The organism is Salinisphaera hydrothermalis C41B8 (assembly GCF_000732535.1).
Taxonomy (GTDB): Bacteria; Pseudomonadota; Gammaproteobacteria; order Nevskiales; family Salinisphaeraceae; genus Salinisphaera; species Salinisphaera hydrothermalis.
On the sequence record NZ_APNK01000008.1, the window covers coordinates 24,309 to 45,277 of the forward strand.

Genomic DNA, 20,969 nt, shown 5'->3' on the forward strand with positions numbered 1-20,969 from the left:
CGGTGCATTGCGGCCGGGTCGCGCGGCGCCTGCCGCAACGTGCGTCAAGTTGAGCGAGGGCCATGCAGGAAATCCTCTCACTTGTCCTGGGGCAACTGCGCAATATCTGGCGATTTCGCTGGATCGCGCTGGGTATTGCCTGGGTGATCGCTATCGTCGGCTGGCTGTATGTCTACAGCCTGCCCGACGAGTACAGTTCGTCCGCCCGGGTGCATATCGATACCAAGTCGGCGATCGATCCGTTGCTGAGTGGTATGGCTGTCACGCCGAACGCGGATCAGGAGGTCAGCCTGCTGATTCGTACGGTACTCAGCCGCCCGCACCTTCGAGACATCGCACGCGCGACCGGCCTTGACCTCAAGGTCACCACGCCGGAGCAAGAGCAGGCGCTCATCGAAGGGCTGCAGAAGCGCCTGACGCTCACCAATACGGGGGGGGGCACCGATCTATATACGATCAGCTACACCAGTTCCCAGCCCAAGCTCGCGCAATCGGTCGTGCAGCAGGTCATGAGCATCATGACCACCATGAACCTGTCCAACAAAAACGGAGGCGATACGACGCAGGCGGTGTCGTTTCTGAATAACGAGGTCGACAAGTACAAGCAAAAGCTCAATGAAACGGAGCAGAAGCTAGCCGATTTCAAGAAAAACCACGCCGAGTTGATGCCGGGTACCGACGACTACGTGAGCCAGGTTCAGAAACTCAACGCCAATATCGACTCGCTCCAGGACCAGTTGTCGACCGCGCGCGACCGCAAGGCCAATATTCTTCAGCGGATGCGTTCCGGAGGCGGGGGCGGTGCAACGGTGACGCCGGCGCGCAGTCAACAGATCCAACGTATCGACAGTCAGCTCGACGCTGAACAGCAGAAGCTCTCTGATCTGTTGACGAAATACACGCCGAAGCATCCCGACGTCATCGATGCCAAGCGTCAGATCGCGGCACTCAAGCAGCGCCGCAGCGATACGCTCGCGCAGTTGCGTGCGCATCCGAGCGAGATCCAGGCCCCGGCGGGCGCCTCGTCCGGCGGCGGAGGCGGCGGCAATCAGCTTTCGGGCCAACTCAACGATACCGAAGTGAAGATCAGCACGCTGGAGTCTTCACTCGAGCGTAAACAGTCTCAGCTCAAAAAGCTGCAGGCCGGGGCCGATTCGATGAACGATGCCCAAGCCCAGCTGGCCGAGTTGAGCCGTAACTATGAAGTCACGCGCGACCAGTACGAGAAGCTCTTGTCGCGTTTATACAGTGCGCGGCTGTCGACCGATGTGCAGAACGACAGCAATGCGCTCCAGTTTCGCGTCATCGACCCGCCGGAAGTGCCGGCCGAACCGTCCGGCCCGAAACGGCTGATACTCATGGCGATGGCTCTGGTCGGAGCGCTGATCGCAGGCCTGGCTTTCGCGTGGTTTCTGGCGCAGATCCGTCCCGTGTTCTCCAGTCGCCGCGATCTGACCGAGGCCACCGGGTTTCCGGTGATCGGCTCGGTCAGTCTCGCGCTCAGTCCCGCGCAGCGGGCCGACCGGCGACGTTCCATCGTCGTGTTTTTCGTCTGTTGTATATCGCTGCTGATCGGCTTTGCTGCGGCGGTAGCGCTGATACCGGTCGGCGTGCATTGGGTCCCGAACATCGTGTCCGGACAGGTGCTATGAGTATTGTCGAAAAAGCCGCCGAACGGCTGAAACGCCAGGAACGGCGGCGGCCGGTTGCTACGTTCGAAGACGAGACTTTCAACGACCAATACGCTTTCGAATCGCGCGAGCCGGGCCAGCGGGAGCCGTTGGAGCTCGACGATGTGCGGTTGCGACGGGTCGGATTGTTGCCACCGGAATCCATGGCGCAATGGATCGGTCGTGAGTTGCAGCGTATTAAACGGCCGATACTCAACGCCTTGAACGCCGAGGCGCCGATAGACGCCCCACCGGCCAATCGGATTATGGTGACGAGCGCCAACCCGGGCGAGGGCAAGAGTTTTACGACCTTTAATCTGGCCATGAGCCTGGCCAACGAGCTCGATCACTCGGTGCTGCTCATCGATGGCGACGTGGCGAAGCCGGGCATCAGTCGTAGTCTGGGGCTGGAGCGCGAGCCGGGGTTGATGCACCTGCTGACGCATGCGGATGCCGATCCGGAGGCGTGCGTCGTGCCCACGAGCGAGCCTCGGCTTTCGATTCTGCCCGCGGGGCGTCGCAGCCGCCGCGCTGCAGAAAGCCTATCCAGTCGGCGGATGCGGTCCGTGCTCGACGAGCTGTCAGCCGATCCGGCCCGAATCCTGTTGTTCGACTCCGCGCCGTTACTGGCCACCGCCGAATCCCAATCTTTGGCGGTGAACGTGGGTCAGATACTCATGGTCGTGCGTGCCGAGCACACTGAAAAACGGGCAGTCGAGGCCGCGCTGTCGCTGATCGAACCGGCGGCGGCCGAGATCAGTCTGATTCTGAGCCAAGGGCATCAGCTGTTTGGCGAACGTCATGCCGGCTACTACGGGATGTATCCGGCGGAGCCGGATCGATCGGAGTAATTTCATGTCGCCAGCGCGCCTCATTCCCTTGTGCGACCCGGTCGGTGGTCTGGTGCGTCGCGCGACCTGTGTTCGTGTTTGTGTAGTCGCCATGCCGCTGGCTCTGGCTTTGAGTGGTCATGCCTTGGCCGCGGATGCCAACGCCGGCGGTAGCGGCGCGAGTAGCGGTGGTGTGAGTGGTGCCAGTGGCGGCGGCGCCGTCGTATCCGGCAGCAGCAGCGGGACCGGCACCTCGTCGTCCGGTCAAAATCCTTATGAAGACAACCGCCCCGTGGTTATCGGCGGTTCGAACAGTAACGACTATTCGTTAAGCGGAGCCGGAACCAGCAACCCGCTTGGATTCGCCAGTGGCTTTGCGCCATCCGGCTGCGCACCTAGCCTGAGCTTCGGCAACGTGGCCGACGCCGAGACGGCTTCGGTGATGGATCAGCCGTCGTCCCCGCAGCGCTCTGCCGGTCGTTATATCCAGGCTTCGGTCTCGGGCTCGGAGACCTATACCGATAACCTCAATCTGGATTCGAGTCATCGGCAATCGGATTTCGTCACCACGGTGGCGCCGCGTATCGATGCCTGTTCCTCGACCGGTCGTATCCGGGGCCAGGCGAGTTATCAGCTCGAGGGCGTGGTGTATGCCAATCACGGCCATTACAACGATGTCTACAACGATCTCCAGGGCAGCACGACGATCGACCTGATTGAAAACCATCTGTATCTGGATGCGGATACCGAATACGGCCAGCAGGTGATCGATCCCGCGGTCGGCTATTCGAACTCCAACATCATCCGTCCGAACGACAACAAAACCTCCGCCTGGCAGACCAATCTCAGTCCGTACTTCGTTCAGTCGCTCGGCTTGCTGGGGCAGGGCATGCTGCGTTACCGCTACGGGCGTTCGATTTACGGTGATCGCAGCGTGCCGGACACGACCGTGCAAAGCGTGGCGGCGAGTCTGAACAGCCCGGATAAAGTCGAGCCGTACAGCTGGCAGGCACAGGTCATCACCCAGGCGGTCAAAAGTTCGGGCGGCGATCAACAGCGTTTCCTCGACCAGTTCCGACAGATCTTCGGCAACGATGCCTTGCCACCGGGTTACAGCAATCCGAACCAAAATCAGCACTTCGACAGCGCCACGCTGCAGCTTGGTTATCGAGTGTCTCCAACGCTGACGCTCACGACCCTGGGCGGCGTCGAAGACAAATATCGCAACAATGGCAAGAACGACCGTTGGTCGGCGCCACGCTGGCAGGTCGGCGCGCGTTGGGCCAGTGGCACGAATTCTCTGGAAGTCAATTACGGCCATCGTTTCTACGGGCCGAGCTATTCGCTGTCGGCTTCACACCATGGCCGTGTGATCGATCTTTCGCTGTCGTACACGGAGGATCCGTCTTCACCGGGACTCGATGCGCTCAACAATACCGGCAACGGCTATACGTTTGGCTCGGTCGGCTCGATCGGCGATCTACTGGGTGGTAACGGCAGCGGCTATAACGGCACCAATTCGCTGCTTGACCGCGGCGTCTATGTGCGAAAGCGGTGGCAGGGGCGTATCGGTTTCGATACGGCGCTGACCCAGACCGAAATCACGGGCTACTCTCAGCGCGAGAACTATCAAGCGCCGGGTGTGCCGGATAGTCGCCGGCACGGCATCGAGATCGATACGCGTTACGCCGTCCGTCCGCGAACGAGTATCGTGCCCTCCGCGAGCTGGGATCATTACGAGGGCGGCTTCGATACCGTTTCCAGTTCCGACGACTACACGGCCGGTGTCTCCGTGGTGCGTGCGATTTCACGTAGCGCCGAGGCGGCCATCGGCTACTCTCGACAATGGCGTAACGATGGCAACGGATACGGCTATCGTGAAAATCGCGTCACGCTGCAATTTCGTAAAGCGTTCTAGCCGTGTACGAGGATTTCTACAAGCTCCAGGCGCGACCGTTCCAGCTGATGCCGGATCCGCGGCGGCTGTTTGAAACGGCCAGCCATACGCGGGGACTGTCGTATCTGATCTACGGGCTCGAGCGAGGCGAGGGGTTCGTGGTCGTGACCGGCCCGGTGGGCACGGGCAAGACCCTGCTTCTGCAAGTGCTTTTGGAGCAGATCAAGACACGTCATCTGCTCGTGGCCCGCGTGGCCATGGCCAATGTGGATGCCGATAACGTCGTGGCTACCGTGGCGGCGGCGTTCGGTGTCCCGGTACGAGGGTTGGCCAAATACGAGATGCTCGACAACCTCGTCGGCAAACTGTCGGCCGCACGCAACCGGCGCGCCTTGCTGATCGTCGACGAGGCTCAGACCTGCAGCACGGCGGCGCTCGAGGAGCTGCGCATCGTATCGAACCTGCAGGCGCGGGGGCAGGCGTTGGTGCAAGTGGTGCTGGTCGGGCAGAGCGAACTTCGCGATCTGCTCATGCGTCCGGCGATGTCGCATCTGCGGCAACGCGTCGTCGCTTCGTATCATTTGGAACCGTTGGCCGCCGATGAGGTGCCGGGCTATATCGAGCATCGGCTGAATACGGTCGGCTGGCGTGCCGATCGGCTTTCGTTCGGGCCCGGTGTCTACGATCGCGTCTACGAATGGTCGGGCGGCATTCCGCGCCGTATCAACCAGATCATGGATCGGTTGCTATTGCTGGGCTATCTGGAAGAAAAGCGCGAACTCACCCGGTCGGATCTGGATACTGCAATCGACGAGTTCCAGGCCGAATTCGCCAGCGACGGGCTGGTTTACGACGGCGCGCCTGGCGAAGCCCTGCAATCGGACGCGCCGCCGACGTCGCCGCAGCTGGATCCGCTTCTGGAACGTGTTGCCGCGGTCGAACGCGCGTTGCGGGCAGCTTACGGCGAAGAACGCGTAGCCGAGTTGATGCGCCATCACGAAACGAGTGCCGCGCATCGTGAGTTGGTCGACGCGATTCTGCGTGTCGAACGTCTCGAGGCCACCATGCAGGATTTGGTGCCCGAGACCGCCACGGCGCCGGAGCCGGTTGCGCAGACTACTGCGGCGCACACGGAATGGCCCGAAAACGATCGACGCACGCTCCCCCCGGCCGCGCCGGGCTCGGCGGCGTATAAACTTCGGCGTTTGTTTAACCGGGAGTGAGCCTCGTGACGGCCCTCGACTGGCATCCGCAATCGATGCCCAAACCCACGTGTATCAACGCCAATGCCATGACGGTCGACGTGGAAGAATACTTCCAGGTATCGGCCTTCGAGCAGCATATCGGCTTCGAGCAATGGGCGCGCATGCCCTCGCGGGTCGAGGCCAGCACCGATCGCATTCTGGCCATGTTCGAACTCGCGAATGTGCGGGCGACATTTTTTACCCTGGGCTGGGTCGCCGAACGCCATCCTGGCTTGATCCGCCGCATTGTGGATGCCGGCCATGAGCTCGCCAGTCACGGCCAGAATCACGTGCGTGTGATCAATCAGGATCGCAAGACGTTCGGAGCGGATATCCGCAAGGCCAAGGCCGTACTCGAGGAGACGGGCGGGCAGGCCGTCCGCGGCTATCGCGCGGCCAGCTTCTCGATTGGCGCGACGAATCTCTGGGCGCTGGATGAATTGGCCGAAGCGGGATACGACTACAGTTCCAGCATTTACCCTGGAACCCACGATGCGTACGGCATGCCCGAAGCACCGCGATTCCCGTTTCGGCCGCGACCCGGCGGGCTGCTCGAAATCCCGGTGACGACCGTGGATGTCGGCGGGCGGCGCTTGCCCTGTGCCGGCGGTGGTTTTTTTCGGCTGTATCCCTATCGGGCGACCCGCGCCGCGCTGCGCCGCGTCAATCGCCGAGACGGTCAGCCCACGATTTTCTATTTCCATCCTTGGGAAATCGATCCCGAGCAGCCACGCGTGCCCGGCCTAGACGCCAAGCGCCGTTTTCGCCACTACCTCAATATTGACCGGGTCGAACCCCGGCTGCGACGCCTCCTGACCGATTTCCGCTGGGACCGTATGGACCGAGTTTTTCCCGTGAACGCCGAATCCGATTGGCCAACCGCGAGCCCTGCATGAGTGCGGCTGCTTTGCACATTCGTACGCTGGACCACGACAACGCGGCCTGGGAGGCTTTCGTCGCCGCGAGCCCCGCGGCAACATTCTTCCACCGGGCCGGATGGAAGGAGGTCATCGAGCGCGCCTTCGGCCATCGCTGCTATTTCCTCTATGCCGAGCGTGACGGCCGGATCGAGGGCATTCTGCCCCTGGTTCATGTCAAGAGCCGACTGTTCGCGAATGCTCTGATTTCGACGCCCTTCTGCGTGTACGGCGGAGTGGTTGCCGATACGGCCGAGGCCGAGTCGGCGTTGTATACCGAGGCCTGCGCGCGCGCCGATGCGCTCGGCGTCGATTATTTCGAATCGCGCGAGCGTGCGCCGCGACACGAAGCCTGGCCACGCAAGGATTTGTACTACACGTTTCGCCGCGAACTCGCCGATAACGACGACGACAACCTCCAGCGCATCCCACGCAAGCAGCGGGCCGTGGTGCGTAAGGGCATCAAGAACGGGCTGACCTGGTCGATCGACAAGGATATCGATCGTCTTTATCCGCTGTATGCGTACAACCTGCGCAGTCTGGGCACGCCGGTGTTCTCTCAGAAATACATGCGCGAATTGCTGCGGGTGTTCGGGCGCGACTGCGACGTATTGACCGTTACGCACGAAGGCGAGGCCGTGGCAGCGGTGCTCAATTTCTATTTTCGTGACGAAGTATTGCCTTACTACTCCGGCGCGGGCCCCAGTGCGCGCGATCTCAAGGCTAACGATTATCTCTACTGGGCGCTGATGCAACATGCCGTCGCCCGGGGTGCCCGCGTGTTCGACTTCGGCCGCAGTAAAACCGACACCGGGCCGTATCATTTCAAACGCCACTGGGGCTTCGAGCCGCAACCGCTGGCTTATGAATACTACCTGTCGGGGATGGACGCCATGCCTGATATCAGCCCGAACAATCCGAAATACGCGATGTTCATCAAGGCCTGGCAGAGGCTGCCGCTGCCGGTCACACGGGTTGTCGGTCCGTGGCTATCCAAGGATCTGGGTTAGTGCGTTGCAATAACCGACGGCGCCTGAACGGCGACGCACGGCTCGCCCCGATGACCGGGCGTCATCTCAACACGCCTTAGTGCAAGCGCCCATGGCCGAATTGCTTTACCTCTGTCACCGCATTCCCTATCCGCCGAATAAGGGCGACAAGATTCGGGCCTTCAATTGGTTACGTGCTCTGGCGCGTCGGCATACGGTCCACTTGGGCAGTTTTGTTGACGATCCGGACGATTGGTCGTATGCGGATGCGCTGGCGCGTTGGTGCGAATCAGTCCGTCTGCGCCCACTCGCGCCGCGTTGGGCCAAGCTGCGGAGTTTGTCCGGTGTCGTTCGTGGCGAGGCGTTGAGTTTCGCCTATTATCGGGATGGGGGCATGCAGGCCTGGGTGGATCGGCTCATGCAGGAACGCGCTATCGACGCCGTGCTGGTGTTTTCGTCAACCATGGCACCGTATGTTGCCCGCTACGATCATGTTCGGCGCATACTCGATTTCGTCGACGTGGATTCCGATAAGTGGGCGCAATATGCGGTCCACGCGCGGGCGCCCATGCGCTGGATCTATGCGCGTGAGGCCAAGGCTCTCGCGGCCGGTGAACGCCGACTCGCACGCGCATTCGATGCCAGCGTTTTCGTGTCAGCCGCGGAGGCCGATTTTTTCCGGCGCATCGCGCCCGATTGCAGCACCCGCGTTCATGCCATAGCCAATGGTGTGGACGCGGATTATTTCGATCCCGGTGGCTCTTATCCGGACCCCGCGCGGGGTGATGCGCATATCGTGTTCACTGGCGCGATGGACTATGGCGCCAACGTCGATGCGGTGTGCTGGTTCGTCGAAGAGGTGTTTGATCGCGTCCGGGCGGTGGTTCCCGAGGCCCGGTTCACGATTGTAGGCACCCGCCCGACGCGTCAGGTCCGAGCGCTGGCGCAGCGTGACGGTATCGAGGTCACGGGCGCGGTGCCCGATGTTCGTCCTTACCTGGCCCATGCGCGGCTCGCGGTGGCCCCCATGCGTATTGCACGTGGGCTGCAGAACAAGGTGCTCGAAGCGTTATCCATGTCGCTGCCGGTCGTATTGACGCCCCAGGCCGCGGCGGGATTGGAGAATGGGACCGGCGCCGCCTGCGATGTCGCGGACACGCCCGGTGCATTCGCCGAAGCGGTTATTGCGCGTTTGACGAGCGCGCCGGACGACGACACGCGTGGCGCGGCCCGCGCCTATGTGCTGGCCCACTATGCATGGGACGCGCGCTCTGCCGAACTGGATCGGCTGCTCACGGCGTCGCACGAGAGCGCCGGGCCTGGGATGGAGACCCGACAATGACCGAGAGTCGAACCCAACGCAGTACCATCGAACGAGCGATGGCGGGCCGTGCCGGCGAAAACAGCGCACAGGTCGCGGTGCACGTAGGGTTCGTGGTCTGCATGCTCGTATTCGTCGTGCTGTATGCGGAGACGTATCGGTCGCTGATCAGAACCTGGGCCGATACCGGCACCTTCCAATATGCTTTTCTCATCTTTCCGATCTCCGCGGTACTGATCTGGGCGCGCCGTCACTGGCTGGCCCGGGTTGCGGCGCGGCCGCGACCGATCGCTTTCATCGGCTTGGCCGCGCTCGGCCTGTTGTGGTTACTTGGCGCGGTTGCGGACATCAATCTGGCCTTGCATATCACCGCCGTTTTGATCTGGCCCGTGATGGTGTACTTGTTCTACGGGCCGCGTGTTGCCGGCGTTCTGGCGTTCGCGCTCGGTTATCTTCTGTTCGCGATTCCGTTCGGCAACTTCATGGTCGGCCCGCTGCAGACGGTGACGGCGCATCTGTCTGTCCTGGCACTCGAATTAACGGGTGTCCCGGTCGTCATGGATGGCCACTTCATCGATACGCCGGCTTCGGCCTGGCATGTGGCCGAGGCCTGTAGCGGCATCAAGTTCTTCGTCGCCACCACGGCGTTTGGCGTGCTATATGCGCATCTGTTCTATACCAGTCTGCGGCGACGCCTGGTTTTCGTCGGCTGTGCGCTGGTGGTGCCGATCATCGCCAATGCGCTACGCGTGTATTTCACCATCCTGATCGGTGAGTATTTCGGGCTGAAATACGCCACCGGCACCGATCATCTCATTTTCGGCTGGCAATTCTTCGGCACGGTACTGCTTGTGTTGTTCCTCTGCGGCTGGCCGTGGCATCAGGCACCGCCGAAAGGCCCAGAACCGGACCCCGGCGTGGTCGAGGACGGATCGGCGCGCATGCGCTGGATGGTGCCGGCGGCCCTCGCACTGATCGTGCTACCCGCCACCTGGTACGCGGTTACCGGCTTGCTGGCTGCCTGCGACGATCGGCCAGGGCCGTCCACGCTACCCAGCCGTTTGGCCGATCAGCCGGCCTTGAGCGATGACGGGAATGGTCACCCGGCACCGCCGACACACGGTCTGGATGTTCATCTGGCCCGCCGTTATGGCGATATCGCGCGCCCGGTACAGGTGGATTATCTCGGCGTCGATGCCGGCAGCGACGGGCCGGATATTCTCGATATCAGGCAAGGGCTCTACGACGCGGCGGCATGGCACGTGGTTGGCATGCCCAAGGTGGTGACGCCGTCTACGGGCGGCCCAGGCTTCCAGACGCTTACGCTCAAGGCGGCACACGGCGATGGGACGCGAGTTCTGCTTTATAGCTATCGTATCGGTGAGCGCTGGCTGTCTTCGCCGCTGCATTTCAAGATGTGGCAATCGCTTGATCGGCTGTTCGGCCAACCGGCGCCGGCCGGCATTCTGGTCGTGTCGGAAGCGGGCGATCCACGCCCCGATGAGCTTGCTCGAATGGCCGCCGATGCGGCCGCTGCCTTGCAAAGGCCGGAGCGATGACCGCCTCGACTCGTGCTCATGCGCGCCCTCGCGTGGTTCACATTATCGATCGCTTGAACGTCGGCGGCATGGAGTCGGTGGCACTGGCCGTCATTGCCGCCACGCGCGATCGATACGAGCACGTGATTATCGGTTTGCGCGAGCGCGGCGAGCTGGCAGCCCGGGCGGAAACGCTCGGTATTCCGGTCGAATCGATCGGTAAACAGCCGGGGAAGGATCCGGCCGCTTATATGCGCTTGTACCATCGGCTTCGAGCACTCGCGCCCGATATCGTGCACAGCTACAACATTGGCGCTCTGGATGCGGCGGTGCCGGCACGACTGGCCGGCTGTCGGCGTGTCGTGCATGCCGAACACGGCCGCGATGCGGCGGATCCAAACGGTTCGAACCGCAAGTATCGTTGGCTACGCCGGCTGATGGCGCCGGCGATCAGTCGCTTCGTGCCGGTGTCGGCCGATCTGGCTCGTTGGCTTGAGCAGGAGGTTCGCATCCCGCGAGCGAAGATCGCGCTCATCCGCAACGGCATCGATACCGAGCGCTTCGCGCCCGGGCCCGCGGTAGCCGTGCCGGGGCTGCCCACGTGCGCCGAAGGAACCCGCGTGATCGGCACCGTCGGACGGTTGGACCCGGTCAAGGGGTTCGATCATCTGCTCGAGGCGATGGCGAGTCTGGTGGCACGAAAGCAGTTGCCACCGCTGCATCTGGTGATCATCGGCGGCGGACCGGAATACTCGCGGTTGGCACGGCGGGTGGACGAACTGGGCTTGACCCCCTATGTCACGCTCACGGGCCAGCGCGACGATGCCGATGCTTGGTTCAAACATTTCGATGTATACGTATGCTCGTCGATTGCCGAGGGAATTGCGCTCACTGTGCTGGAAGCCATGGCAAGCGCGCTGCCGGTGGTGGCGACCGCGGTTGGCGGCAATCCCGAGTTGGTCGCTGACGGCGAGACCGGGTTGCTGGTGCCGGCGCGGCGACCGGAGGCGCTCGCGGATGCGCTGGCCCGCGTCGTGGCAGATCCCGAGCGGGCCCGGACAATGGGGGAGGCCGGGCGTCGCCGGGTGCAGGCGCATTTCAGTGTGGGGTCGATGGTCGATGGCTACGGCACGCTTTACGATGCGCTGCTCGCGCGCTGACCAGGAGAACGCCGCATGTGTGGTCTGACAGGAATCGTCACCGGCGGTGGGCGGCGCCCCGACGCTGCCGTACTCGATGCCATGAATACCGTCCAGGCGCACCGCGGGCCGGACCAGCACGACCAGATTCTGTTGCCCGGTTGTGGTTTGGCACATCGCCGGTTGACGATCCTTGATCCCACCAGCGGCGAGCAGCCGATGGCGACCGAGGATGGCCGTTTTACGTTGGTCTATAACGGCGAAATCTATAACTACCGCGAGATCAACCGCGAACTTGAGACCGCGGGCTATCGGTTCGAGGGGCATTGCGATACTGAAACCCTGTTGCGTGCGTGGCAGCATTGGGGCGCCGAATGCGTGCATCGCCTGCGGGGCATGTTTGCCTTCGCGGTCTGGGACGCGAAGAACGGTCGTATTCATTTGGTCCGGGATCGTCTGGGCATCAAGCCGTTGTATTACGCGACGACGGCACGCGGTGACCTGGTGTTCGGCTCGGAACTCAAGACATTGATGGCGCACCCCGATCTCTCGCGCCGGCTGGAGCCCCGAGCGATCGAGGGCTATCTCGCGCTGGGCTACGTGCCGGAACCGCTGTCGATCTTTGCCGACGCCTACAAGCTTTCGGCCGGGCACCGCCTGTCGTGGTCGGCGGGCGACGGCGAGCCACGGGCCGAGGCGTACTGGGATGTCGATTTCGCCACGCGTGCCGCGCCCAACGAGGCAGCCGCTGCCGACGAACTCCACGCGCGCCTGGACGACGCCGTGCGCATGCGGCTGGTGGCCGATGTGCCGCTCGGCGCGTTTTTGTCGGGTGGCGTGGATTCGAGCGCGGTGGTTTCACTGATGGCCGATGCGTCGGACGACCCGGTCAAGACCTGTGCCATCGGGTTTGAGGAGGCGACGTTCGATGAATCCGATTATGCCCGTCGTATCGCTGACCAATACCACACCGATCATCGCGAGCATCGGATATCGGGCGACGATTTTGGCCTGATCGATACGCTGGTCGATGTCTATGACGAGCCCTTTGCCGATAGTTCGGCGCTGCCGACGTATCGCGTCTGCGAACTGGCCCGTCAACAGGTTACGGTGGCGCTATCCGGCGATGGCGGCGACGAGGATTTTGCCGGCTATCGCCGCTACCGACTGCACGCGGCCGAGTCGCGCGCTCGCAGCCGCATCCCGCGCGCGATCCGCAAGCCGGTGTTCGGCGCGCTGGGGCGTTTGTACCCGAAGCTCGATCGTGCACCGCAGTTTCTGCGTGCGAAGACTACGTTCCAGGCCCTTGCCATGGATACGGCCGAAGCTTATTGCCACAGTGTGTCGATGGTGTCCGAGGATATTCGCGACAGCCTCTACAGCCTGGCCTTCAAGCAAGAGCTCAACGGCTATCGGGTGCGCGATCTGTTCACCGAGCTGGCGCCGCAGGCAGGCAGCGAGGATCCGGTCTCCATTGCTCAGTATCTGGATTACAAAACCTGGCTGCCGGGCGACATTCTGACCAAGGTGGATCGCGCGAGCATGGCGCATAGCCTCGAAGTGCGCGTGCCGTTGCTGGACCACGAATTCGTCGGCTGGGCCGCGGGGTTGCCGCGCGATTACAAGCTACGCCGCGGTGAGGGCAAGTATCTGCTCAAGAAAAGTTTCGAAGGCCATCTGCCAAACGACATTCTCTATCGCCAGAAAAAAGGCTTCTCCGTGCCGCTTGCTGATTGGTTCCGCGGGCCGTTGCGCGATGTCGGGGCGGCCGCGCTGCAGTCGGGGCCGCTGGCGGAATCCGGCATCTTCGAGCCGGAGCGATTGCAGCGTATATGGGCCGATCACCAGAACGGCCGGAGCGATTACGGCACCGTGATCTGGTCGCTGCTCATGTTGTCTCGTTTTCTTGAGCGGGAAGCCGGCGTGCAGCCGGTGGCTTCTTATGCGTGATGGCGTCGTATTGATGGGTGGCTGTGCCAGAGGTGATTTGTGAGTCGACGGCCTCTGCGTATCGCGGTTGTCACGAGTCTGTATCCGAACGAGGCTCAGCCGCGGCATGGCATCTTCGTCGAGGAACGCCTGCGCGGGTTGGTCGATACCGGCCGCGTCGAGGCTCGGGTCATCGCGCCGGTGCCCTGGTTTTTTTCGACCCATCCGCGTTTCGGGCGTTACGCCCAGATGGCCGCGGTTCCGGCCCGCGAGACGCGATACGGCATTCAAATCGAGCATCCACGCTACATCGTCGTGCCCAAAGTCGGCATGACCTGGGTACCGACGCTGATGGCGCGCGCGGTCGCACCGTATCTGCAACGGTTGCGCGATACGGGCTTCGATTTCGACCTCATCGATGCCCATTACGTTTACCCGGACGGGGTCGCGGCCGCCCGGCTCGCGGCCCGGTTCGATCGACCACTCACGATCACGGCCCGGGGCGCCGACATCAATCAGATCGCGAATCTGCGTATTCCCCAACGACAGATCCGGCAGGCAGCGAGCGGCGCCGGCGGCCTGATTGCCGTGTCGCAGGCGCTGGCGGATGGCATGCATCGGCTCGGACTGCCCGGCGATCGGATTCATACGCTACGTAACGGCGTCGACCTCAGTCGCTTCGCGCCGCGTGATCGCGAAAGCGCGCGTGCTCGGCTGGGCCTGGCCGGACGTATCTGGCTGTGTGTGGGCCATCTGATCGAACGCAAAGGTATGCATATCGCGCTCGAAGCACTGGCCGAGACGACGGACGTCACGTTGGTCCTGGTCGGCGACGGGCCCGAAGAACAGGCCTTGCGGGCTCAGGCCGCCCGTCTGGGCATCGGCGATCGTGTGCGTTTCGAAGGCGCGATCGCACACGATGACTTGCCGGATTATTTTTCGGCGGCGGACGTGCTGATGCATGCCGCCGGATCGGAAGGCATGCCCAACGTCGTGCTGGAAGCGCTGGCCTGTGGTTGTGCCGTGATCGCGACGCCGGTAGGCGGAATTCCGGAGATCATGGATGGGCCGCCGGCCGGGCATCTGATGGTTGCGCGGGAGGCCGCCGCCATGCTCGCGTGCTGGCGCCAGCTCGAGTCGTCTGATCTGTTGAACGAGGCCGGCCGTCGGGCACGTCGGCGTTATGCCGAGCAATTCGGCTGGGAGCCGACCACTCGGGGACAGCTCGCCATCTTCTCTCGACTCACAGCGATCGAGCTCGATGACTCATCGAGTGCATCGGCCAGCGCGGAACGCTCATGAAAATCCTGTATCACCACCGTATCGGGTCGAAGGACGGACAGTACGTCCATATCGAGGAGATGGTCGATGCGTTCCGAGCCGACGGGCACGAGGTTCGCGTGGTGGGGCCCGAGGGGTTCGATCAGCGTGAGTTCGGGGGCGAGTCGGGGCTGGTATCGCGGCTCAAGGCCGGGATTCCGGGCTCGATCTACGAATTGCTGGAGGTCGGGTACAACGCGCTGGACTATGCGCGCTTGGCACGCGCGATTCGCGAATTCCGCCCCGATGTGATCTACGAGCGCTACAACCTGTCGTTATTGTCGGGCGTCATGGCGCGCCGCCGGCTGGGTATTCCGTTATTGCTCGAGGTCAACGCGCCGCTTTTCGCCGAGCGCTCTGCATATGGCGGCCTCAAGCTGGCGGGTCTGGCCCGTTGGACCGAACGGCGTGCGTGGCGAGCGGCCGATCATGTGTTTGCGGTCACCGAGGTACTGGCGGGTCAGATCGTCGATGCCGGCGTGGAGCGATCACGAATCACGGTCACGCCAAACGGAATCAACCACCAGCGATTCGCGCCGGCCATAGACAGTGAGTCGGCCAAGAAGTCGCTCGGCCTCGATCCGCAGGCTATGGTGATTGGTTTCGTGGGCTTCGCCCGCGAATGGCATGGGCTCGATGCGGTGATCGAGCTGCTGGCGGAATATGGCGACGCGCGTCCGCTGCATTTTCTGTTGGTCGGCGACGGGCCGGCCACGGCGCAATTGAAACAACAGGCGGCGCGAGCCGGTGTCGCCGATCGGCTCACCGTCACGGGCGTCGTCGAGCGCGACGATGTGCAGCGTTACGTCAAAGCATTCGATGTGGCGATGCTACCGAACGTGGTGGCCTATGCGTCACCGTTGAAGCTGTTCGAGTACATGGCCTGCAGCAAGGCAATCTTGGCGCCGAATCAGGCCAACCTGCGCGAAATTTTGACCCACGACCACGACGCGGTGTTGTTCGAACCGGGCTCACGCGATGCGTTCAAAGCGACCATGCGCCGTCTGATCGAGGATGACGACAATAGGGCGCGCTTGGCGTCCAACGCGCGCGCTACGCTTGTGGCGCGTGATCTCAGCTGGGCCGCCAATGCGCGCCACGTCGCCGAAATCGCGGACCAGCTCGCCGAAGGTCGACCGAGTGGGATACGAGGCGGCGGATGATCGGCGACCGGCTGAGATATCGGCAGCGCCGTTCGGGCGCAGCGGGGCAGCGACCGGCAGCTGTGGTGGTCGGCGGCGGGCTCAACGCGCTTGGCGTGGTGCGCAGTCTGGCCGCAGCCCGTGTCGACGTGCATCTGTTGGCCGGGTCGCACGCCATGCCGGCGGCCCGTAGTCGCTATGCCCGTGTGCATTGTTACGACGACACGACAGCCGATCGTATCGTGCCGGCGTTGATCGACTGGGCGGCTCGATTTCCAGCCACGAGCCGGCGCCCCTTGATTCTGACCGAGGAAGAAAAGGTGGCCGCAGTTTCGACGCAGCGCGAACGTCTGACTCAGGATTTCGTGCTGCAATTGCCGCCCGAGGCCTCCGTCACACGGCTGTTGCACAAGGATGGGTTCCGTGCTGCGGCCGAGGCCGGTGGTTATTGCGTGCCGCGCAGCCGGCGCATTCGTTCGTCCCAGGATCTGGGTGGTCTGACGACACTCGTGCCGCCGCTGGTGATCAAACCGGCCGGGCGACAATCGGCTTTTCTAGCGCACTTCCCGCGTGCCCTGCGTGTCGAATCGGTCGACGCCGCCCGCGAGCAGCTCGAGCAGATGCTGACCGTATCGGATGATATCGTCGTGCAGGAATGGATCGATGGAGATGATTCGACGATCTATTTCTGTCTCCAGTGTCTGCCCCAAGACGGCGGCGAGCCGGTGTCGTTCGTCGGCCGCAAACTACGCGCCTGGCCGCGCCAGACCGGCGGCACGGCACGCTGTGTGGCCGCGCCCGAGGCGGCCGATGCCTTGGTGCCGATCACAACTCGTTTTTTTCAAGGTGAGGGCGTGATCGGGCTGGCCGGCATGGAATACAAATGGCGCGCCGCGACACAGGAATACGTGATGATCGAACCGACCATCGGGCGGACTGACCATCAGGAAGAAATCGCCACCCTGAACGGTATCAATCTGCCTTGGGCGGCGTATTGCCAGGCCGTCGGCGTCGAGGCGCCGCGCGCGACCCCTGTGACGCCGGCGCGGATCTGGAAAGATCCCATGGCCGATGCGAACGCGGCCGCCGAATATCCCGAGATCGCCGTTCCGGCCTCACACGATGCCCAGGTGATCGACGCGCTATGGCGATGGGACGATCCCGCGCCGGGCCTCTTGGGCCTGTATTGCCGGGCTCGAAGGCGGTTCCGGCGTCTTGCGACACGCGCCTCATGATGACGACGATTCTGCAACGCGCGCACCCGCGCTGGCTCGGACACGAATGGCGGCGATGGGCGCGGCGTGGCCGCCATTCGGTCGGTGACCCCGAAATCCATCTTCGCGCCGCCGCGCAGTGGCTCGCGCATGCACATGACGTCGGCAAGTATGGCGGCGTGCCCGCGTTCTACGACGTGCAGCGCGAACGCTGGGAGGCGTCTTATCCGGAGACCACCGGCTACATCATTCCGACGTTCTATGCTTACGCCGATCGGTCCGGAGACGCGAGCTATTTCGATCGCGCGACGCGCATGGCGCACTGGGAGTCCGACGTCCAGTTAGACAACGGTGCCGTCTGCGCCGGTACGCTCGCCGCACCGCGCATGGTGCCCACGGTATTCAATACCGGCCAGGTCCTGTTCGGCTGGGCGGCCGCTTTCGAGCGCACGCGCGAGCCGCGTTTCGCCGATTCGCTGAGACGAGCAGCGGACTGGCTGGTGTCGGTACAGGACGACGACGGGGCCTGGCGCCGACACGGTTCCCCGTTCGCGACGCATCCGCTTAACACCTACAACACGCGGACCGCGCTTGGCCTGCTTGATGCCGCCCGGGCGCTCGACGAGCCGAGCTACAGCGATGCGGCCCGGGCCAATTTGAACTGGGCGCTGACCCAGATGCGCCCCAACGGCTGGCTGGACAACAACGACCTCGAAGATAATCGGCGCCCGTTGACCCACACGCTTGGCTATGCATTGCAAGGCATGCTGGAAGCGGGTATGCGGCTCGGCGATACGCGATTCGTCGACGCGGCCCGGCTCGGCCTCGGACGTATTGTCCACTGTCAGCGTCGAGATGGCAGCCTGCCGGGCCGGCTCGACGATCGCTGGCGGGCGGCCGCGCCCTGGAGCTGCCTCACCGGTGACGTACAGATCGCCTATGCCTGGCTGCAACTGGCGCGGTTCGACGACAGCGTGGACTGGGGCGGCCACGCCCGGCGTTCGATCGAATTCGTGCAGTCCACGCAAGACCTTGCCACAATGGATCTGAATCGGCGGGGCGGGGTTGCCGGTTCGTATCCTGGCCATGGGGGCTACATGACCCATCGTTATCCGAATTGGGCGGCTAAGTTCTTCATGGACGCGCTCATGCTGTCGCTTGAGGCGCGCTAAGCATGCGTTCCCTGGCGTTGCTTCTGTTCGTGGCCGGCACGTTGCCGATGGCGTTCGTGCGCCCGATCATCGGACTGCTGCTGTGGATGATGTTCAGTTATCTCAATCCACATCGGCTGACCTGGGGCTTCGCCGTGGATTTCCCCTGGGTTTTCATCACCGCGGGTGCGACTCTCGTGGCTCTCCTGGCCCATCCGGGTGAACGCCAGGCGCCGCCGATGAAGCCCATCGTGGTTCTCATGACGTTGTTTCTGGGTTGGATCACGCTATCCACATTCCAGGCCACGGTGCCCGACGCTGCGTTCACGCGTTACGAACAATTCTTGAAGATGATGACGATGGCCTACGTCACTCTGATGCTGGTCATAGACCGCCAGCGTCTCGACTGGGTGATCTGGACCATTGTTGCCTCGTTCGGTTTCTGGGGGTTCAAGGGCGGGCTGTTCACGCTACTGACAGGCGGCAACTACCATGTGATGGGGCCGGAGAGCAGCTTTTTTACCGACAACAACATCTTCGCGTTGATCATGTGCATGACGCTGCCGCTCATGCGCTATGTCCAGTTACAGGTACAGCATCGCTGGCTGCGGCTCGGGCTGTGGCTGCTGATGGGGTTGACTGCGGTGAGCATAGTCGGCACCTACTCGCGTGGCGGTTTGCTGGCGCTCGCGGTGACCGCCACCATGCTGATCTGGAAGAGCCGGCGCCGGGCCATGCTGATTCTGGTGGCCCCGGTGGCCGCGCTCGCGCTGGCGTCGTTCATGCCGCCGCAGTACTTCCATCGTATGCATACGATCGATAAATATCACCAGGATGCATCGGCACAAGGGCGAATCGAATCCTGGAAGTTCGCCACACATGTGGCGTTGGCACATCCGCTAGTCGGCGGTGGTATGGAGGTATGGTCCAGCCATGATATGTGGCGACGCTATGGGCCGGAGGGCGCCGTCCCGGGGCGCGCGATCCACAGTATCTTCTTCGAAGTGCTGGGCGAGCAGGGTTTCGTTGGCCTTGGACTATTTCTGGCGTCACTGCTTGCCGGCTATCTCGGCCTCGGTCGGGTTCGGCGCCGCGCGCGCGCCGGCCCGACCGAGGCTTGGTGGCTTGCTGATCTTGCAAGCATGATGCAGGTGAGTCTGATCGCTTATATAGCAGCAGGCGCGCTATTGCCGATGCCTTATATCGATCTGTTGTATCAATTGTTTGCGCTAATCGCGGTTATGCAGTTGCTGACCGAAAAGGTCGGCGTATCTGAGGTGTTGGCACAGCCCGAGAGTACTCCCGGTCGGCGTCCACCCCGACCACGCCGTCCCCGGACACCGAAACAGCGACACGGCGGTGATGGCGTGCGCAATACACAGGATCTGCCACATTGGTAGATGAAGGGGGATATGCTATGCGCCATGTGCTCATGGTGGCTTTCCACTATCCGCCGATAGCAGCATCGGCGGGGGCGCTGCGCACTCGTGCGTTCGTGCGCTATCTGGCAGAGCACGGCTGGCACGCCCACGTGTTGGTGCCCAAACAGAGCGCGTATCCCGAGACCGAAACGGTTACCGACGAAGACATCGGTGATATTCGCCGTTGCTGGGCTTTCGATGCACGCCGACATTTGGGTTGGCAGGGACGCTACCCGGCGCTGGCGGCCGTGCCGGACCGCTGGATCAGCTGGGCGCCATCGGCGATCGCTACCGGCCGGCGGCTGTTACGGGAGTTTCCCATCGAGGCCATCTGGTCCACCTATCCCATCGCGACCAGCCATCTGATCGCCGACGTCCTGGCGGCGACCTCGAAACGGCCATGGGTCGCCGAATTCCGTGATCCAGTGTGTGCGAACGGCGGCCGAATCCAGCGCATGGCCCAGCAAGCGATCGAGGCGCGTGCGATGCGCGCGGCCACGCGCAATGTATTCGTGACGCCGGGTGCGCGACGCCACGCCCTCAAGCGTTTCCCGGAGGCAGCATCTCGCAGTTATGTTCTGGCCAACGGGTACGACGAAGCGCTCGAGGTCGATCGGGGCGCGCCGCCGCCGCTGAAAGGGCGTCCGGTAGTCCTTCTGCACAGCGGACATCTGTATCCGGTCGGCCGGAACCCGAGATCGTTGCTAGAAGCGATTGCCCGGCTCAAGTCGGCCGGTCGGATCGACCGGCGACGGTTGCGGGTCGTGTTCCGGAATACTCAGCAGGACGATCAGGTGCGGCCAGAGATCGAGCAGCTCGGCGTCGGGGATATCGTCCAGCTCGCTGCTCGGGTGCCGCATGCCGAGGCGCTCGCCGAGCAGCGACAGGCAGACGGGTTGCTGTTGCTTCAAGGCCGGGCATTTAATGCCCAGGTGCCAGCCAAGGTGTTCGAATATCTACGAGCCGGACGGCCCACGTTGGCTCTGGTTTCGCCCGGAGGCGACACGGCGGGGCTGCTGACCGAGCTCGGCGCCGGAATCCAGGCCGACCCGGACGATGTGGACGCAGTAGAGCGGGCACTGCTGGATTTCGTATCCGGGCTGGAGCGCCAGTCCGGGGGTGAGCCGATCTGGCAGCCTGACGCCGAACGGTTGTCGCAGTATTCCAGGCGGCGCCAGACGGCCGAGCTTGCCGCGTTGTTCGATGCGGTGGCCGGCGTGAAGACGGTCGATTCGTGAGCGCACCGG

General features: G+C 63.1%; 16 protein-coding genes. All 16 read left to right on the forward strand.

All coding sequences use genetic code 11. The features are described 5' to 3' along the window. Window positions 1-62: 62 nt before the first annotated feature. The gene (locus C41B8_RS07425; RefSeq protein ID WP_037336226.1) at window positions 63-1,652 is read left to right on the forward strand and encodes an XrtA system polysaccharide chain length determinant; all 1,590 of its coding nucleotides are present in this window, start codon (window positions 63-65) and stop codon (window positions 1,650-1,652) included. Beyond that, entirely contained in the window at window positions 1,649-2,521 is an 873-nt protein-coding gene (locus tag C41B8_RS07430) for a P-loop NTPase (protein WP_037336229.1), read from the forward strand. The genes C41B8_RS07425 and C41B8_RS07430 overlap by 4 nt, the downstream gene beginning before the upstream one ends. Before the next feature lie 4 nt (window positions 2,522-2,525). Then, window positions 2,526-4,418, forward strand: a complete 1,893-nt coding sequence (locus tag C41B8_RS07435) for a TIGR03016 family PEP-CTERM system-associated outer membrane protein (RefSeq protein ID WP_156962465.1) — start codon at window positions 2,526-2,528, stop codon at window positions 4,416-4,418. Between the two features lie 2 nt (window positions 4,419-4,420). Further along, window positions 4,421-5,620 carry an ExeA family protein gene (locus tag C41B8_RS07440; RefSeq protein ID WP_051883241.1) on the forward strand — a complete coding sequence of 400 codons (1,200 nt, stop codon included), beginning with the start codon at window positions 4,421-4,423 and terminating at the stop codon, window positions 5,618-5,620. 35 nt (window positions 5,621-5,655) lie between these two features. Continuing rightward, window positions 5,656-6,537, forward strand: a complete 882-nt coding sequence (locus C41B8_RS07445) for an XrtA system polysaccharide deacetylase (RefSeq protein WP_051883267.1) — start codon at window positions 5,656-5,658, stop codon at window positions 6,535-6,537. After that, window positions 6,534-7,568, forward strand: coding sequence for a FemAB family XrtA/PEP-CTERM system-associated protein (locus C41B8_RS07450; protein WP_037336236.1), 1,035 nt, complete (start codon window positions 6,534-6,536; stop codon window positions 7,566-7,568). The genes C41B8_RS07445 and C41B8_RS07450 overlap by 4 nt, the downstream gene beginning before the upstream one ends. 91 nt (window positions 7,569-7,659) lie before the next feature. Then, on the forward strand, window positions 7,660-8,889 hold the full coding sequence (locus C41B8_RS07455; RefSeq protein WP_037336239.1) for a TIGR03087 family PEP-CTERM/XrtA system glycosyltransferase: 1,230 nt from the start codon (window positions 7,660-7,662) through the stop codon (window positions 8,887-8,889). After that, window positions 8,886-10,427, forward strand: coding sequence for an exosortase A (gene xrtA / locus C41B8_RS19525; protein WP_198025107.1), 1,542 nt, complete (start codon window positions 8,886-8,888; stop codon window positions 10,425-10,427). The genes C41B8_RS07455 and xrtA overlap by 4 nt, the downstream gene beginning before the upstream one ends. Continuing rightward, a complete protein-coding gene (locus C41B8_RS07465) occupies window positions 10,424-11,566 on the forward strand; it encodes a glycosyltransferase (RefSeq protein WP_037336242.1) in 1,143 nt (380 codons plus the stop codon). Before xrtA ends, C41B8_RS07465 begins: the two co-directional genes overlap by 4 nt. 15 nt (window positions 11,567-11,581) lie before the next feature. Further along, a complete protein-coding gene (locus tag C41B8_RS07470; RefSeq protein WP_037336245.1) occupies window positions 11,582-13,495 on the forward strand; it encodes an XrtA/PEP-CTERM system amidotransferase in 1,914 nt (637 codons plus the stop codon). 39 nt (window positions 13,496-13,534) lie between these two features. After that, window positions 13,535-14,776 carry a glycosyltransferase gene (locus tag C41B8_RS07475; RefSeq protein WP_198025108.1) on the forward strand — a complete coding sequence of 414 codons (1,242 nt, stop codon included), beginning with the start codon at window positions 13,535-13,537 and terminating at the stop codon, window positions 14,774-14,776. Next, entirely contained in the window at window positions 14,773-15,957 is a 1,185-nt protein-coding gene (locus C41B8_RS07480) for a glycosyltransferase family 4 protein (RefSeq protein ID WP_037336248.1), read from the forward strand. The genes C41B8_RS07475 and C41B8_RS07480 overlap by 4 nt, the downstream gene beginning before the upstream one ends. Continuing rightward, window positions 15,954-17,171 (forward strand): carboxylate--amine ligase, encoded by a 1,218-nt coding sequence (locus tag C41B8_RS07485; RefSeq protein ID WP_051883243.1) that lies wholly within the window; start codon window positions 15,954-15,956, stop codon window positions 17,169-17,171. Before C41B8_RS07480 ends, C41B8_RS07485 begins: the two co-directional genes overlap by 4 nt. Then, on the forward strand, window positions 17,168-18,322 hold the full coding sequence (locus C41B8_RS07490) for a prenyltransferase/squalene oxidase repeat-containing protein (protein ID WP_198025109.1): 1,155 nt from the start codon (window positions 17,168-17,170) through the stop codon (window positions 18,320-18,322). The genes C41B8_RS07485 and C41B8_RS07490 overlap by 4 nt, the downstream gene beginning before the upstream one ends. Window positions 18,323-18,324: 2 nt before the next feature. Next, window positions 18,325-19,701, forward strand: a complete 1,377-nt coding sequence (locus tag C41B8_RS07495; RefSeq protein WP_051883244.1) for a putative O-glycosylation ligase, exosortase A system-associated — start codon at window positions 18,325-18,327, stop codon at window positions 19,699-19,701. Between the two features lie 17 nt (window positions 19,702-19,718). Beyond that, a complete protein-coding gene (locus C41B8_RS07500; protein ID WP_037336253.1) occupies window positions 19,719-20,960 on the forward strand; it encodes a glycosyltransferase in 1,242 nt (413 codons plus the stop codon). Window positions 20,961-20,969 lie beyond the last annotated feature (9 nt).

Bases quoted from the DNA above. Each gene is read 5' to 3' on its own strand.
- C41B8_RS07480 (WP_037336248.1), top strand. From the start codon at position 14,773: ATGAAAATCCTGTATCACCACCGTATCGGGTCGAAGGACGGACAGTAC.
- C41B8_RS07495 (WP_051883244.1), top strand. From the start codon at position 18,325: ATGCGTTCCCTGGCGTTGCTTCTGTTCGTGGCCGGCACGTTGCCGATG.
- C41B8_RS07490 (WP_198025109.1), top strand. From the start codon at position 17,168: ATGATGACGACGATTCTGCAACGCGCGCACCCGCGCTGGCTCGGACAC.
- C41B8_RS07430 (WP_037336229.1), top strand. From the start codon at position 1,649: ATGAGTATTGTCGAAAAAGCCGCCGAACGGCTGAAACGCCAGGAACGG.
- C41B8_RS07445 (WP_051883267.1), top strand. From the start codon at position 5,656: ATGCCCAAACCCACGTGTATCAACGCCAATGCCATGACGGTCGACGTG.
- C41B8_RS07425 (WP_037336226.1), top strand. From the start codon at position 63: ATGCAGGAAATCCTCTCACTTGTCCTGGGGCAACTGCGCAATATCTGG.
- C41B8_RS07450 (WP_037336236.1), top strand. From the start codon at position 6,534: ATGAGTGCGGCTGCTTTGCACATTCGTACGCTGGACCACGACAACGCG.
- C41B8_RS07470 (WP_037336245.1), top strand. From the start codon at position 11,582: ATGTGTGGTCTGACAGGAATCGTCACCGGCGGTGGGCGGCGCCCCGAC.
- C41B8_RS07435 (WP_156962465.1), top strand. From the start codon at position 2,526: ATGTCGCCAGCGCGCCTCATTCCCTTGTGCGACCCGGTCGGTGGTCTG.
- C41B8_RS07500 (WP_037336253.1), top strand. From the start codon at position 19,719: ATGCGCCATGTGCTCATGGTGGCTTTCCACTATCCGCCGATAGCAGCA.
- C41B8_RS07465 (WP_037336242.1), top strand. From the start codon at position 10,424: ATGACCGCCTCGACTCGTGCTCATGCGCGCCCTCGCGTGGTTCACATT.
- xrtA (WP_198025107.1), top strand. From the start codon at position 8,886: ATGACCGAGAGTCGAACCCAACGCAGTACCATCGAACGAGCGATGGCG.
- C41B8_RS07455 (WP_037336239.1), top strand. From the start codon at position 7,660: ATGGCCGAATTGCTTTACCTCTGTCACCGCATTCCCTATCCGCCGAAT.
- C41B8_RS07485 (WP_051883243.1), top strand. From the start codon at position 15,954: ATGATCGGCGACCGGCTGAGATATCGGCAGCGCCGTTCGGGCGCAGCG.